Raw genomic sequence first — 13,845 nt, forward strand, 5'->3', positions numbered from 1 at the left:
CAAATTGGCAAACTTTTGTAGCATCTATAGAAAAGATTCTTCGAGAGTTTGGTACAAACTATGTAATTAATTTTGTTTAGCTACTTATTGGATTCAAAAATAGCGTAATTAGGTACTTTTAAGACACACTCGTAAAAAAACCATTTACCAGGGGGGTAAGTGGGTTTACTAGAATATTCGCTCCCATCTGTATCAGACAAAAATTCTATGACAATTACGGGGATGTCTCCCTCTAATTGAGGGGTATAACTGCGGGTTACTTCTTCTCTACTGACTTTGATGTTGGGAATATATGCCCAATCTGGGGCTTTAACGACAGTTTTACCATTTAATGTGGCGCAAATACCATAATTTGTAGGTGTCAGGGCGTTGAGTGGCAGTTTTCCCGCTAGTTCCAGGCTTTGGGTGAGTGCTGCGGCGAGAAATGGTTGGTTGATGTTGTCCACTGGATCGTCTGGTAGCTTGTAATCATCGGGTAGCTTTTCCCAAGTGATTTGGTAGTTGGGGGTGATGATGGCTGTCATATTTATTAGGGGTCTGGGGGTGTAGAGGAAAGAAAAAATTATTTCTTCATACTTCTGTAACCTGTCACCTATTTCTATTCGTCTTCGTCTGGATCTAAATCTTCGTCTGTCAGTTCTTGATGGGGAATGGCGGCAATAATTGCATCTATGACTTTGGAGACTTGTAAAACTTCGATGTCAAAGTCGGGGAATTTTTGACCTTTAGGAATAATCGCTCGTTTAAATCCTAGTTTAGCGGCTTCTTTTAACCTCAGTTCCATCTGAGAAACGGCTCGCACTTGTCCGCCTAAGCCGACTTCACCAATTAATACTGTACCTGGATCAACGATGCGATCGCGGAAACTGGCGACGATCGCAATGGCAATACCTAAATCTACGGCTGGTTCTCCGACATTTAAACCCCCAGCAGACGCAACGTAAGAATCTAGTTTCGACATGGGTATCCCAACGCGCTTTTCTAAAACGGCGAGAATCTGCACTAAGCGGTTATAATCTATACCTGTACCAGCCCGACGCGGTGAGGGGTAACTGGTGGGGCTAACTAAGGCTTGCAATTCTACGACAATGGGGCGCGTCCCTTCGCACGCCACAACAATAGCTGTACCCGGTGAGGGATCGTCACGGTTGCCTAAAAATAACTCACTGGGGTTGAGGACTTGTTGTAGCCCATGTTCTACCATTTCAAAGATGCCGATTTCATGGGTTGCACCGAAGCGGTTTTTGACTGTTCTTAATAATCTATGGGAGGCAAAGCGATCGCCTTCAAAATACAGTACCGTATCTACTAAGTGTTCTAAAACTTTCGGCCCAGCGATCGCCCCTTCTTTGGTGACGTGTCCCACTATTAACATTGTGATGTCTTCGTGTTTTGCCACTTTCATCAACGCCGCCGTACATTCCCTGACTTGCGCTACTGAACCAGGTGCTGAGGTTAAAGCCGGGAAGAATACAGTTTGAATACTGTCAATTACGGTTACATTTGGTTTGAGAGAATCTACTTCTTTCAAAATTTCCTCTAAGTCTGTTTCTGGCAAGACGTATAAATCTGCACCTATACCTTCTGGTGATACTGCTGGCGATGTTGCTGCTGTTTCTTCTTCGGAATTTTCATCACTAACAACATTGAGCAGGTTTGTGACTCCTAAGCGAGAAGCTCTTAACTTAACTTGTTGTCCTGATTCTTCCCCAGAAACATAGAGGATACGGTATCTCTGAGCCAATTTATTGGATACTTGTAATAGCAAAGTAGATTTACCAATACCCGGATCGCCACCAATTAGCACCATCGAACCAGGTACTATTCCACCACCAAGCACCCGATCCAATTCTTCATAACCAGACTCCCAACGGGTGAGTTGGCGATCGCTAATTTGATCAAAGGTTAAGGAAGCTCTTGGTTTTGCTGGTTTTGGCTTATTACCAGTTTTCCCATGGCCTTGTGCTGCGTGCCAAGCACTTACTCCCCCACTGGGTATATCTACTGAAGATTGAATGCTAATCTGTTCTTCTAGGGAGTTGTAAGTACCACAAGCTGCACACTTACCAAACCACTGGGGAGATTCTGCTCCACATTCGTTACAAATGTAAAAAGTTTTAGGCTTTGCCATTCTTAAATATTAAATATTATTAAATATGTTAATTTTTCCTTAATTTCTGGTCTAATTAAAAATCCCATTAATAGAAGGATTTGCAGCTTTTTCCAAATCAATTGAGGGAATGATATCTTAATATTATGGTATTAAAAATTAATCATGAGAAATTTTAGTTAAGGAGCGTTGAGAAACTTGGAAAGTCATAAAGAAAAAATTCTGGTAGTAGACGATGAAGCCAGCATTCGCCGGATTTTGGAAACGCGCCTCTCAATGATCGGCTACGATGTAGTCACAGCAGGCGATGGAGAAGAAGCATTAGAAACTTTTCGTAAGTCTGATCCTGACTTGGTAGTTTTGGATGTGATGATGCCAAAACTAGATGGTTATGGTGTCTGTCAAGAGTTACGTAAAGAATCAGACGTACCTATTATTATGTTAACAGCCTTGGGTGACGTAGCCGATCGCATCACCGGGTTAGAATTGGGTGCTGATGACTACGTAGTTAAACCATTCTCTCCTAAAGAGCTAGAAGCACGGATTCGCTCAGTGCTACGACGAGTAGATAAAACCGGCGCGTCTGGTATTCCCAGTTCGGGAGTGATTCATGTTGGGAATATCAAAATTGATACCAACAAGCGTCAAGTCTACAAAGGCGATGAGCGCATCAGATTGACAGGTATGGAATTCAGCCTCTTAGAATTGCTAGTCAGCCGTTCTGGAGAAGCCTTTTCCCGTTCTGAAATTCTGCAAGAGGTTTGGGGATATACACCAGAACGTCACGTAGATACCCGTGTGGTCGATGTACATATTTCCCGCTTACGCGCGAAATTAGAAGATGACCCCAGTAACCCCGAATTGATTCTCACAGCACGAGGTACTGGCTATCTGTTTCAACGGATAATTGAACCCGGAGAAGAATAAAGTGTACAAAAGCCAATAGTTTTAGTTTCACTACTAATACTCATGGCTATTGTACAGACGCGATTAATCGCGTCTCTACTATTGATTAATGACCAATGACTAAATCTGATCCTAATCGAGTTTTGCGACGCTTACCCTTGGTAGTCGGTGGGTTAGGCTCTGTGCTTTTGCTGATTAACCGTTTATTGACACCAGAAATTACCAATTCCCAAGCGCGTGGTGATGTGTTGGGTGTAATTTTGAGTGCTGTGCTGATTTTAACTGGTTTAATTTGGCAACAAGTCCAGCCGCGATCGCCTGATGCTGTAGAACTGATTGGTGAAGAAGGTTTTGTGTTAGCAGATGATTTACCAGAAGCCGTGAAAACAGAACTAGCCTGGGCATCACATTTATTGTTAACTAATACGGTAACGCGATCGCTAGTAGTTTTCTACCAAGGCAAAGTTTTATTACGTCGCGGCATTCTGGGAAATAAATCAGAAGTAGTTCCAGGCACAATTGTTAAACGGGTTTTAGAAAAGCAACAGCCTGTGTATCTAGTAGCTTTATACGTCTACCCCGGAAGAATAGAATTTGATTATTTGCCAGAAAACACCCAAGGGGTAATTTGTCAACCAATTGGCAATGAAGGTGTATTGATTTTAGGAGCAAATGCACCCAGAAGTTACACAAAACAAGATGAAAATTGGATAGCTGGAATTGCTGATAAATTAGCAGTAACTCTCAAAGATTTTGAATTTTGAATTTCCCAAAGGAGTAATTGCTATGGTAACAACAGCACCACTTTCAGAAACAAGAACATTGCTGAAAAACATTAGCTGGCAAACGTTTAAAGCAATGTTAACAGATATGGGTAACGAAAGAAACTCACTACTTGCTTACGACAATGGAATAGTAGAAATCATGACCCCACTAATGCCACATGAGAACTCTAATCGCCTGATTGAAGGGTTAATTCTTGTGCTTTGTGAGGAATTTGGTTTAGAAGTCAAAACGACAGGCTCACTAACTCTAACACGAGACGACTTAGAAAAAGGAGGAGAACCAGATAGTAGTTATTATATTCAAAATGAATTTTTGGTTAGGGATAAAGAAAACATTGATTTAGATCAAGACCCACCTCCAGACTTAGTGTTAGAAGTAGATTACTCCCGTCCCAAAATAGATAAATTATCTCTCTATGCTGCAATGGGTATTCCTGAGTTTTGGAGATATAACGGCACTGTATTGCGGATTTATACTCTTTTAGAAAATCAATACTCAGAAGTTGAGCTTAGTCCTATTTTTGCCCCAGTATTGGTGAGGGCTATTCCCCGATTTATCCAAGAAAGCAAAAAAATGGGGCAACTAGCAGCAAAGAGTGCTTTTCGCACTTGGGTAAGAGAGCAAATTTCTGAAGCTTAACAAAGCATTTAGCTTTAACAATTGTGCAAAATTAAATAATACTTAAAATCAAAAGCAACATAAAGAACAAGTGTGATACTAGGCAAGAAATTTACAAAGTCTTGAAAGCAAGAGGTTGCATGAAATTTCCATCAGTATCAGTCAGTATTGGCTTAGGTGTGATCAGTAACTTATTGGTAGTCAGCCCCAATCTTATTTTCAATTCGACACAAGTCGTTGCTCAAGAAGTAGCCGCTTCTTGTCCTCTACCATCCGAAATAGCCGTCACTTTCCTGGATTCTAAATGTGAGGCAGTCACACTCAAGCAACCTCAAACTTTTTATCGCTACTATAGTAGCAATGATAATAAATATGGTAGGTATTTAACAACTGGTAAATACAAGAAAAATGTAGATGTAATCAGAAATTTAGCTCTTAATCAAGCATGGGGTAATCAAGCCACCATCAGACTAAAAGTAACTGTACCAGCAGGAACAACAGTTTATCAAGGCATTGTTGCTCCTCAAACACCCGCTTCATGCTATCCAGGTGGCGGTCAACAAACCTTTATTCAAGATTCCAAAGATCCCAATATCAAGTGGTCTGAAGGCAAAAATATCAAAGTGGAAGAGTTCAATTGTCCGTAAAATTCATGGAAACTCAAACAGAAAAATTTGTCAAACTGATTGACCAATCAGTTGAAATTGCTGAACAGATGCGTCATGAGTCTGAACACTCACAGCGTTTAAATAATGTGATCAGTGTTCTGCAATCTGTAAAAACTAAGATAGTCATTGGTCAGCTTGAACCATCAGGAGGAAAATCAACTCTTGGTTTAGCTCGTGAGGTATCTGATTGGATTGAGCCGTTAGATGCGCCATTACTAAAAGCTGTAGGTGCAGTAGAGGAATATTACCAAAAATACTTTTAGATTTACTACATAGCCTGTCTTAATGAGCATTATCGTCGTCTAACTACTGCGTCCTCTCTGGGTAAATAGTAAAATGTCCGGCGATAATGCTCATATTTAATATGTAAAAATAATTTTACAATTCAGAAATCCAACTTCTCACACGATTACTAATTATGCAAATAATCTACTGGCTACTAGTTGCTTTAATGATTGTAGGTATTATTGGTGCTGTAGTTCCCGCCATTCCTGGAACTAGTTTAATTTTAGTAGCCATTATTATTTGGGGAATAGTCAGTCATTCCTTTGTATCTATCCAAATACCTTTGATTGTGACAGGGATTGTGTTGATTTTAAGTATTGGAGTTGATTTTTTAGCAGGTTATATAGGTGCAAAACAAGCAGGTGCTAGCAAGTGGGGACAAATTGGCGCATTTGTGGGTTTTATACTTGGATTTTTCGGATTGCTACCAACTTTACCCGTAGGTGGCCCATTGTTAGGTATTTTATTTGGCCCGTTATTGGGAGCAATTATTGCTGAGTATATTTACTGTCGTCAACTGGGATTAGCGATTAAAGCAGGTATAGGTATTGTTGTTGGCACAGTCGTCGGTAATTTGATTCAAGGATTATTAGCGATCGCAGCTTTCGTAGTTTTCCTAGTCACAACCTGGCCGCAAGTCTTCGGTAACTAGACTGAATCTAAAACATTGATTCTGATTTACTTTTGTTATCGAATAATTTTCAATGACAGAACTAGGATGCGGTAGAAAATGAGATGTAACTGATTCGGTACTCTCAAATAAAAATAATGACAATCAATTCAATTTCGCACAAATACATATGTCTTCTTCCCTGTTTTTTTCAAGACAGTTGTTAAACTGTCACACAATAAGAAAGCAGATTTTTTCACGTTAGCGGCTAACGCTTAACAGTCGACAATAAATTAATAAAGTCATCTCCTAATAGATAGATTGTTTATAAACTCAACGTAAATATTTAGACAACAAAACTTGAATCATTGCAGTATCAGCAGTTTCACTCGTTTCTAAAAGACGTTTTTATGAGCAGAAGAATTTATACTGGGAAGTAGAAAAATGTCTTTATGTAAAAAACACAAAATTTGCAGCATAGTTTACGTAATTTTCAATAAATACGCATTACTTAAGTAATTTTTAGGTGCTAGACTTTGTATTGAGAGTACAAACAAAACTAGTAATTTCACTAACACTCAAGAACCACAGGAAAACCAAATGAAAGTTAAAAATATATTCATCTCTACCGGCCTCGTTCTCAGTGCTGTCTTAGGTGTTTCTAGCAATGCTCAAGCTGCTAGTTTCACTACTAATCTTAACCCAGCTTCTAATCCTCCCCTAGGAGACGTTATCTTGGATTCTATTGAGCAGGATGGAGTGACCCTTCTTCCCTTAACAAACCTTCTGTTAGTCAATAACGCCACGATAAATTTCAACACACCAAAAACTCTTGTCCTTAATAGTGGTGCAGCCAGCACTGATAGAGGGGAGAATGCTACTAATCCTGGTTTTGCGCCAAATGAAGATCCCACAGCAGGAGAAATTGCCGCGTACTTAGGTAACTACAACCTAAACAATATCGTCGATTCTGAAGACACACCCGCTAGTAGGTTTGATATTGATGTATTCTTTGAAGCTTCCGTTGCCTCAGATAGCCGTGGATTAGACAGCTTCTTCTTTTATGAGCGCGGTCTAAATAGCGACATCGAAGTGCGAGGGATTGACGCTAACGGAAATCTAGTAGGTAATAGCTATAAAATTACTCGTGGCCTGTGGACTGATGCTGGCTATAGCATTGACACCACAGAAGTTCCAGGCGCACAACCTGTAGGATCTTATGGAGTTAGCTATGCAAATTTAGGATTGGGTTCTAACGTAGTATTGAGCGGTCTGAAATTAATATCTGACAGCGGTTTTAACGGCCCTGATTTCAAAGTGTTTGCTAATGCAGGTTTTCAAGAGACTAACACAGTACCTGAGCCTACCACTATGATTGGTTTAGGTGCAGTAGCTGGGCTGGCTTTGGTGCGTCGTCGTCAGATGAAAAAAAGCTCTGTGTAAAATCTTGTTTTAGCCAATAATCTATTCACATTTTCTCAGTGCATAACTTTTTTGGTTCAAAATAGGGTTGCATTATAGTTAACCGCAGAGATAAAATCTGTTTACTAAACAGAAATATTGAGTAAGTTTCAAACCCGCGCAAGCGGGTTTTGTATTTGTTGGATATACAGCGCGAGTGCAACTCCTACAACGATCGCACAGCTTTCTTAAGCAACACTAATTCCATAATTAAAAGACTGAGTGAATTCTGCAAAAGATAAGTCAATAAAACCGTCGTTAGTACCATTGAGAGTCTTACCATCTACACCCCAAGGATTTCGCACTACAACCCGTTGCTGACCACTAGTGTCGATGTAAGTATTTGTCAGTGAATAAGCATGGTTACTTGCAATATATTTGCTATCACCACCCACTCTGGCGGCTGTTAGAGCCTGACCATTTGCTAAAGCTGTTTCTAGAGTCGAAAAACTAACTTTGCTGATACTATAGTTAGTGGTTGACCGTCCTGTCACAAATTGAAGAGGAGCAAAAAGATTTGTTCCATTACCAATCACATTATAACCAGGTTGACTAGTTCTCGATTCCAGCCATTGAGCATAAGCTTTTTCTACTAAAGCCACCCAAAGAACGCCATTATTTCTCTTAGCAGCGATACTTGTAGCAATCCGACGATCAACTGTCACATATTCTGCTGCACCGTTAGAGTAAAAGCGCATGGTGTATGTGTTATCACCATTATCTGTGATCATGCTATTAATCAGAGAACTAGAAGTGTTGCCTGCATCATTAAACTGGCGACCAAAGGTTGCACCCAAAGCGGCTAAAAATGTGCAATTTCCTAACTTTCCTTGGTCAATATCACCAATTCGCGCTTCGCCAGAACTTCCAAACAAACTACCTGTTGGCACAGTATAAGTGAGATTTGTGCCATTAAAGACAGGTGTGGGTGCTATTGTTCCTAAAAACCAACGACCAACTAAATTTGACTCAAAGTTACTAGCAGCCATGTCTACAGTCGCACCATTAGCAACCTGTGTCGATAGCCATTTCACAGAATCTTGCATAGTGAAAGGTGTGCTTGCACCTAACAAAGTCTTGAGGTCTTTTACCTCCTTAACATCAATAGCAGAATTATCTTGAGCATTTCTAAAGATATTCAGCATATCCTGACGACTTAAATCGCCATCAGATGCTAAGGAACGTACCAATGTAATGATTTGTTGGTCGAGTAGATTTTGACTGAACCAATCTTGAACCAGAGTCGATGTTGTTGTCGGTGCTGTGGTCGATGTTGTCGTTGGTGCTGTGGTCGATGTTGTTATTGGTGCTGTGGTCGTTACGGTAAATGTCTGCTTGACTGTATTGCTTACAGCACCAGTCTGATCGTAAGCTTTCCCCTGAAGAGTATAGTTACCAGCCGCCAAATTCAAGTCTTTCAGGGACAAACTGTAGCTGAAATTTGCCTTACTTGCATTGCTAGAATCGGCGGTAAATACAGTAGCATCAGCCACATTTAGCCATGTTCCATCTGCTCTTTGAATACGAAAATCTACCTTTGAGATATCGCTAACACCGTTTTTATCCGATACCCAAGCATTGTTGATACTGAGGTTGTCCGTTGTATTAAGACTAGTGCTATTGAGATTAAACTCTAGTGAAGTTGGGGCAAAATTTTCAAAGATTTTCAGATTGTAGTTAGTATCACCACTTTGAGAATAGACTCTAATGAAATAATTGCCAGCATTTAAAGTATGCTTAATTAATTCACTTCTATGTCCACCCTGATAAGAACCAGTGATAATTTCACCACTATCAATCAAACCATTGCTGTTGGCATCTTTAATGATCTGTGCATTTACATTAGCATTCAAATCATCAACAAGAACATTTAGACTACTCCGTCCAGCTAGACTCAAACTATAGAAATCATCGATATCTGACGAACCCACCCAGTCACTGAAAGTCTGAATATTGGTGGTAAGAGTTATCTTTTTGGCAGTATTTAATGTGTTACCTGCATTATCAATAGGCATAAATATCCTTCCTTACATAGCTATAAAATGGGGGAATCTGCACCCTTCCACCTATGTAAAAAACTAGTTTTTACAATCAAAAAAAAACAAAATTAAGCTTTTATTAAGTTTGTTCTTAAAGATTGATAAAAACCAGGGGACATCCACGCAATATAAAATTTATGGTATAAGCACTTAATTTAAGAATAAATATGCAGTTAAGCCATAACAAATCTTTTTAAAGAAGATGGTATTACGGAGAGTTGTTAATTTTCTCTGCTACATATAATACAACTAGTTTATGATATCTTTCGTTAAAAAACCTTATTTTATACCTGTATGAAGAAACTCTTGCAAGAAGTGGTCTGACTATTGATGTTTTGATGCGTAATTCCTGTTCCAAATTCAAAATACAAAATTAATGTGAGTTCGGTAGATTATCAAAAATCCCTCTCTACCTTTTACATACAAGTTCTATTCGCCCTCAAGTTAAAGCTTCGGGGTACACAAACAACGCCCATAAACATGGGTGGGCTAAATACAGAAAAAACCAATTAGCCTAGGTCAGCAGACTTAGTTTGTATAGCCTCAGACTTCTAGTCTGTGGTATTTTGAGCTTTGAAAGAGAGGGTCTTAAACCCTTGAAGTTACGATCACTCAGTCAAAATAGGGAAACTTATGTAAAAAAACATATAATTTCCAGCTTGGTTTACATAATTTTCAATAAATACCTATTACTTAAGTAATTTTGAGGTGATAGACTCTGTAATGAAAGTAACGCTCTTTTATTATTCTGGTTAAAAAAAATCTAGCTCAATTTTTAAACATCAGATACCGTAAGGGTTTAAACGTTTATTTTCAGACTAAATAGCTAAAATTAAAATTTTTGGTAACGAACCAATGAAAGTTCAAAATATACTCACCTCTGCTGTAGTGGCTTTGAGTGCAGCTTTAGCTATGTCTAGCACTGCTAAAGCTGCTAGTTTCATAACCAACTTTACGCCAAATCCTGCTAATCCCCAAGAAGATATTTTCTTGACATCTATTCAACAGGGTGGACAGACCCTTCTTCCCTTCACAAACCTTCTGTTAGTCAATGACGCGAGAATAAATTTCAATACACCAAAAACTTCTGTTCCAAATAGTGGTGCAGCCAGTACTGATAGAGGTGAACTGGCTACTAATCCTCTTGGTTTTGCCCCAAATGAAGATCCAACAGGAGCAGAAATTGCGGCATACTTAGGTAACTACAACTTAAACAATATCGTTGATTCTGAAGACACACCCACTAGTAGGTTTGATATTGATGTATTCTTTGAAGCTCCCGTCATAGCAGATAGCCGTGGATTAGACAGCTTCTTCTTTTTTGAGCGTGGACTAAACAGTGATATCCAGTTACAAGCGATCGACATTAACGGCAATCTAGTTGGTAGTAGCTATAAAATCACTCGTGGCAAGTGGACTGCTGCTGGCTACAGCATGGATACCACAGAAGTTCCAGGCGCACAACCTGTAGGATCTTGGGGAGTTAGCTATGCAGATTTAGGATTAGGTTCTGACGTAGTATTGAGCGGGTTGAAATTAATATCTGAGAGTAGCTTTAACGGCCCTGATTTTAAAGTGTTTGCTACTGCTTCTTTCTGTTGTGGACCAATACCAATACCTGAACCTACAACCATCATTGGCTTAGGTGCAGTTGCGGGGCTTACCTTGGTGCGCCGTCGTCAGATGAAAACTAAAAAAATATAAGAGTTTGAACGCTACGCAAGAACAAGCTTTTCAGTTGAATCTTGCGTAAGTTCTGAAAGTATTATTGAACTGAATCCAATGATTTTTTAGCTTCAGTGGCGATCGCTTCTACTTGATCATTTGTTAGAGTTTCTAAAATAGACTTAGCCTCTGCACCACCTAACCGAGTCAAAGCCTGTACAACTCTATAACGCATCTGCCAATCAGGGTTGGTAGCGTAAGAAGCTAACAAAGGAACTGCTTGTAAATCTCCCAACTCACCCATCGAACTAATTGCCGCAGTTTGGACTAGTTCCACATCAGAAGAAAGAGCTTCCTTCAGTAATTCAAATGATCGCGGATCTCCCAATTCTCCCAGAGCAGCAATAATACTGAATTGTACTAGCCACTCAGGGGTTGTGTGATAAAGTTGCTGCAAATCTTCAAAAGCAGCGTGTAATTTCAACGCACCCAAGCAATCTGCGGCTGCGGCTTGTACATCAGCTTCTGGATCACTTAATAAAGCACGCAATAAATCCAACGATAAGTCTAAGTCCTGAGTTCCGAGAGTATCGAACTGACTCACTGCTGAATAGCGAACGCGGGAATTACTATCACCAATAGCAATTTGCACGAGTTCAAACGCAGTAGTAGGTTCAAGTTCACGGATTTGATTCACAGCACGTAAGCGATCGCCCAAATCTTCAGAACTGAGCAATTGTCTCACAGACTCAGGAGTTATACTCATTTAATTATCCTAATTTTTAAAAGTGGTTTAAAAAAGTCAATAGTCCAGTATAAAAATAACTAGCTAATGACTAATGACTAGTGACTCATAACTAATCTTGACTAGCAGCCATCGCCCGCACAATGTCACCACGAGTAATAATCCCAATGACTTTATCTGTGTTATCTATTACAGGTAAGCGATGAACATTGCGATCGTGCATTAGTTGTGCTGCTTGTTTTACAGTTTGATCGGGAGTGATAGTAACAGGATTTTTGCTCATCACTTCCCCAACGGTTTGTCCTAAAGCTTTATGCAGATCGCGTTCGTAGACAGCAGGATTTTTTAAATAAATTACACTATCCAAAAACATGATATATGCCGGAGGTGTTACACCAGTTTCTTGCCACATCAAGTCAGTTTCTGAGATAATACCCAACAATTTACCGACATCATCGACAACAGGTAGGCCGCTGATGCGTCGTTCTGCCAGGATTTGGATTGCTTCTGGAAGCGGAGTAGCTGGCCGGACAACAATTGGCTCAGGACTCATTATATCGGCAACACTTTTAGGCATTGATTTGCTTACACCCTTGATCACAGTCTCTGCGAATATTGTAGAAAATTCAGTGACTCAACCTGATTCAGTTAATACATTGTTACGGTAATGGGGACAAATCAATTCAAAATTCAAAATTCAAAATTCAAAAACTGGGGACTGGGGAAAAGAAAGCAAGGGGAGCAGGGGGAGAAAAATACAATGCCCACCCACTCACTACTCAATACTCAGCACCGGCTAAACGCCGCGCTACCGCTAACAGCACTCACCACTCTCTTTCAATGCAGCAATAATCTGAGTATTTGCTTGGGGAAAAGTAAACTGTTCCAACTCGTCTAAATTCACCCAAAGCACTTCATCACACTCTAGAGGTTGAGGAACACCTGAAAGCAGGTGACAGTGATGTACTGTTAAGGTGACACGTAAATGAGTATAAGTATGGTCAATAGTAATCAGATGCTCTCCTACCTCAATTACTATTCCCAGTTCTTCGTAAATTTCTCTTTTAATACATTCTTCCACAGTTTCGCCAAACTCGATTTTACCACCGGGAAACTCCCATAAACCACCCATTGAGCCTTCTTGACGACGACGATCAATTAAAATTTGCTGCTGATCATTCCAAATTACGGCAACACCAATAATTTTGTGTGGTGGTAGAGTCGTGGTTTTGTTCATGACTATTGACTACTAACTATTGACAAATAACAAAACTCGGCAGATTTTTTAGTATCTACCGAGTTTTTACTCATTTAAAAATATAAACTGCTTTTAGCTGATCTACACGTTTAATTGTGTCGTTTATTTCGTATAAATATCATCAGAGACAAGTAGCGTTAGCGTTCAAGATATTGCTGCCAAATTTCGCTAACGCTTGTTTGATGGGACAGGAGTTTGTGGGGATTCCGCATAAAACTGCTCTTCAGTATTTTGTGCTGGTAATTTTACTGTTGAACTGCGGCTTGACAACATGAAATTGCTATTCAACTTCGTGATTATTACTTTCAGTTCCGTGCATTACTTTTTCAAAGTTCATTCTTTGCTCGGCATTTCGTAAAAAATAACCACTAATCATTGCAGATGCTAACATCCGTCCTAGACTTTCCCGATTGGTAGTAATGGTAATGTCAAAGTGTTCAGAAGGTAGGTTGCCCAACAGTCCTACTATATTACGCTCCATCACTTGAAAAACTTCAGGAGAGGCTGGTTTTGATAGCTGGTTTACTGTTTCTGGGTTTAATGACTTAACATACTGCCAGAGTAGATTGCTTGTTTCTGATTCACTGTCGAAAAATTCTGAAACTCGGTTAGATGGGTTACTCACTTTGTACCTCCTGTACTACCACTGTTGAATGTGGTGTTAGTGACTTTACTAGGCTGAGGTCTTTTATTT

Annotated in this window: 14 protein-coding genes and 1 pseudogene; 8 read left to right on the forward strand and 7 right to left on the reverse strand. The window is 39.7% G+C overall.

Going from position 1 to position 13,845, the window contains the following annotated elements:
* Positions 1–92 precede the first annotated feature (92 nt).
* Together VB693_RS00940 and radA are read right to left on the reverse strand one after the other, a co-directional pair.
* A pseudogene (locus VB693_RS00940) lies at positions 93–524 on the reverse strand (Uma2 family endonuclease); the annotation flags it as partial.
* 74 nt (positions 525–598) lie between these two features.
* Complete coding sequence (gene radA, locus VB693_RS00945) at positions 599–2,131, reverse strand: DNA repair protein RadA (protein ID WP_323264667.1); 1,533 nt, start codon at positions 2,129–2,131, stop codon at positions 599–601.
* Positions 2,132–2,308: 177 nt separating this feature from the next.
* Here radA and rpaB point away from each other — a divergent pair, with 177 nt between their 5' ends.
* From rpaB to VB693_RS00980, 7 genes are all read left to right on the forward strand, one after another.
* The gene (rpaB, locus tag VB693_RS00950; RefSeq protein WP_011318678.1) at positions 2,309–3,037 is read left to right on the forward strand and encodes a response regulator transcription factor RpaB; all 729 of its coding nucleotides are present in this window, start codon (positions 2,309–2,311) and stop codon (positions 3,035–3,037) included.
* Between the two features lie 95 nt (positions 3,038–3,132).
* Positions 3,133–3,780, forward strand: a complete 648-nt coding sequence (locus VB693_RS00955; RefSeq protein WP_323264668.1) for a cofactor assembly of complex C subunit B — start codon at positions 3,133–3,135, stop codon at positions 3,778–3,780.
* 22 nt (positions 3,781–3,802) lie between these two features.
* Positions 3,803–4,441 (forward strand): Uma2 family endonuclease, encoded by a 639-nt coding sequence (locus VB693_RS00960; RefSeq protein ID WP_323264669.1) that lies wholly within the window; start codon positions 3,803–3,805, stop codon positions 4,439–4,441.
* A 119-nt stretch (positions 4,442–4,560) separates the two neighbouring features.
* Positions 4,561–5,067 (forward strand): hypothetical protein, encoded by a 507-nt coding sequence (locus VB693_RS00965; RefSeq protein WP_323264670.1) that lies wholly within the window; start codon positions 4,561–4,563, stop codon positions 5,065–5,067.
* Positions 5,068–5,072: 5 nt separating this feature from the next.
* Positions 5,073–5,351: a hypothetical protein gene (locus VB693_RS00970; protein ID WP_323264671.1), complete on the forward strand. Its 279-nt coding sequence runs from the start codon at positions 5,073–5,075 to the stop codon at positions 5,349–5,351.
* A 155-nt stretch (positions 5,352–5,506) separates the two neighbouring features.
* Positions 5,507–6,025: a DUF456 domain-containing protein gene (locus VB693_RS00975; RefSeq protein ID WP_190705214.1), complete on the forward strand. Its 519-nt coding sequence runs from the start codon at positions 5,507–5,509 to the stop codon at positions 6,023–6,025.
* 558 nt (positions 6,026–6,583) lie between these two features.
* The gene (locus VB693_RS00980) at positions 6,584–7,426 is read left to right on the forward strand and encodes an exosortase-dependent surface protein XDP2 (RefSeq protein ID WP_323264672.1); all 843 of its coding nucleotides are present in this window, start codon (positions 6,584–6,586) and stop codon (positions 7,424–7,426) included.
* A gap of 206 nt (positions 7,427–7,632) precedes the next feature.
* Here the strand turns inward: VB693_RS00980 and VB693_RS00985 are convergent, their stop codons facing one another.
* A complete protein-coding gene (locus VB693_RS00985) occupies positions 7,633–9,459 on the reverse strand; it encodes a C2 family cysteine protease (RefSeq protein WP_323264673.1) in 1,827 nt (608 codons plus the stop codon).
* A gap of 879 nt (positions 9,460–10,338) precedes the next feature.
* Between VB693_RS00985 and VB693_RS00990 the strand changes: the two genes are divergently transcribed.
* Positions 10,339–11,187 (forward strand): exosortase-dependent surface protein XDP2, encoded by an 849-nt coding sequence (locus tag VB693_RS00990; protein ID WP_323264674.1) that lies wholly within the window; start codon positions 10,339–10,341, stop codon positions 11,185–11,187.
* Positions 11,188–11,248: 61 nt separating this feature from the next.
* Here the strand turns inward: VB693_RS00990 and nblB are convergent, their stop codons facing one another.
* The 4 genes from nblB to VB693_RS01010 all read right to left on the reverse strand — a co-directional run bounded on the left by nblB (position 11,249) and on the right by VB693_RS01010 (position 13,776).
* Positions 11,249–11,914, reverse strand: coding sequence for a phycobilisome degradation protein NblB (gene nblB / locus VB693_RS00995; protein WP_323264675.1), 666 nt, complete (start codon positions 11,912–11,914; stop codon positions 11,249–11,251).
* 91 nt (positions 11,915–12,005) lie between these two features.
* Positions 12,006–12,470: a CBS domain-containing protein gene (locus VB693_RS01000; protein WP_190705228.1), complete on the reverse strand. Its 465-nt coding sequence runs from the start codon at positions 12,468–12,470 to the stop codon at positions 12,006–12,008.
* Between the two features lie 237 nt (positions 12,471–12,707).
* The gene (mutT, locus tag VB693_RS01005) at positions 12,708–13,130 is read right to left on the reverse strand and encodes an 8-oxo-dGTP diphosphatase MutT (protein ID WP_323264676.1); all 423 of its coding nucleotides are present in this window, start codon (positions 13,128–13,130) and stop codon (positions 12,708–12,710) included.
* A 301-nt stretch (positions 13,131–13,431) separates the two neighbouring features.
* Positions 13,432–13,776, reverse strand: a complete 345-nt coding sequence (locus VB693_RS01010; RefSeq protein ID WP_190705234.1) for a DUF760 domain-containing protein — start codon at positions 13,774–13,776, stop codon at positions 13,432–13,434.
* Positions 13,777–13,845: the final 69 nt, after the last annotated feature.

The sequence above is a fragment of the Anabaena sp. UHCC 0399 genome, from assembly GCF_034931465.1.
In the GTDB taxonomy this organism is placed as follows: domain Bacteria; phylum Cyanobacteriota; class Cyanobacteriia; order Cyanobacteriales; family Nostocaceae; genus Trichormus; species Trichormus minutissimus.

Bases quoted from the DNA above. Each gene is read 5' to 3' on its own strand.
- VB693_RS00960 (WP_323264669.1), top strand. From the start codon at position 3,803: ATGGTAACAACAGCACCACTTTCAGAAACAAGAACATTGCTGAAAAAC.
- VB693_RS00985 (WP_323264673.1), bottom strand. From the start codon at position 9,459: ATGCCTATTGATAATGCAGGTAACACATTAAATACTGCCAAAAAGATA.
- VB693_RS00990 (WP_323264674.1), top strand. From the start codon at position 10,339: ATGAAAGTTCAAAATATACTCACCTCTGCTGTAGTGGCTTTGAGTGCA.
- mutT (WP_323264676.1), bottom strand. From the start codon at position 13,130: ATGAACAAAACCACGACTCTACCACCACACAAAATTATTGGTGTTGCC.
- radA (WP_323264667.1), bottom strand. From the start codon at position 2,131: ATGGCAAAGCCTAAAACTTTTTACATTTGTAACGAATGTGGAGCAGAA.
- VB693_RS00970 (WP_323264671.1), top strand. From the start codon at position 5,073: ATGGAAACTCAAACAGAAAAATTTGTCAAACTGATTGACCAATCAGTT.
- nblB (WP_323264675.1), bottom strand. From the start codon at position 11,914: ATGAGTATAACTCCTGAGTCTGTGAGACAATTGCTCAGTTCTGAAGAT.
- VB693_RS00955 (WP_323264668.1), top strand. From the start codon at position 3,133: ATGACTAAATCTGATCCTAATCGAGTTTTGCGACGCTTACCCTTGGTA.
- VB693_RS00965 (WP_323264670.1), top strand. From the start codon at position 4,561: ATGAAATTTCCATCAGTATCAGTCAGTATTGGCTTAGGTGTGATCAGT.
- VB693_RS00975 (WP_190705214.1), top strand. From the start codon at position 5,507: ATGCAAATAATCTACTGGCTACTAGTTGCTTTAATGATTGTAGGTATT.
- VB693_RS00980 (WP_323264672.1), top strand. From the start codon at position 6,584: ATGAAAGTTAAAAATATATTCATCTCTACCGGCCTCGTTCTCAGTGCT.
- VB693_RS01000 (WP_190705228.1), bottom strand. From the start codon at position 12,470: ATGCCTAAAAGTGTTGCCGATATAATGAGTCCTGAGCCAATTGTTGTC.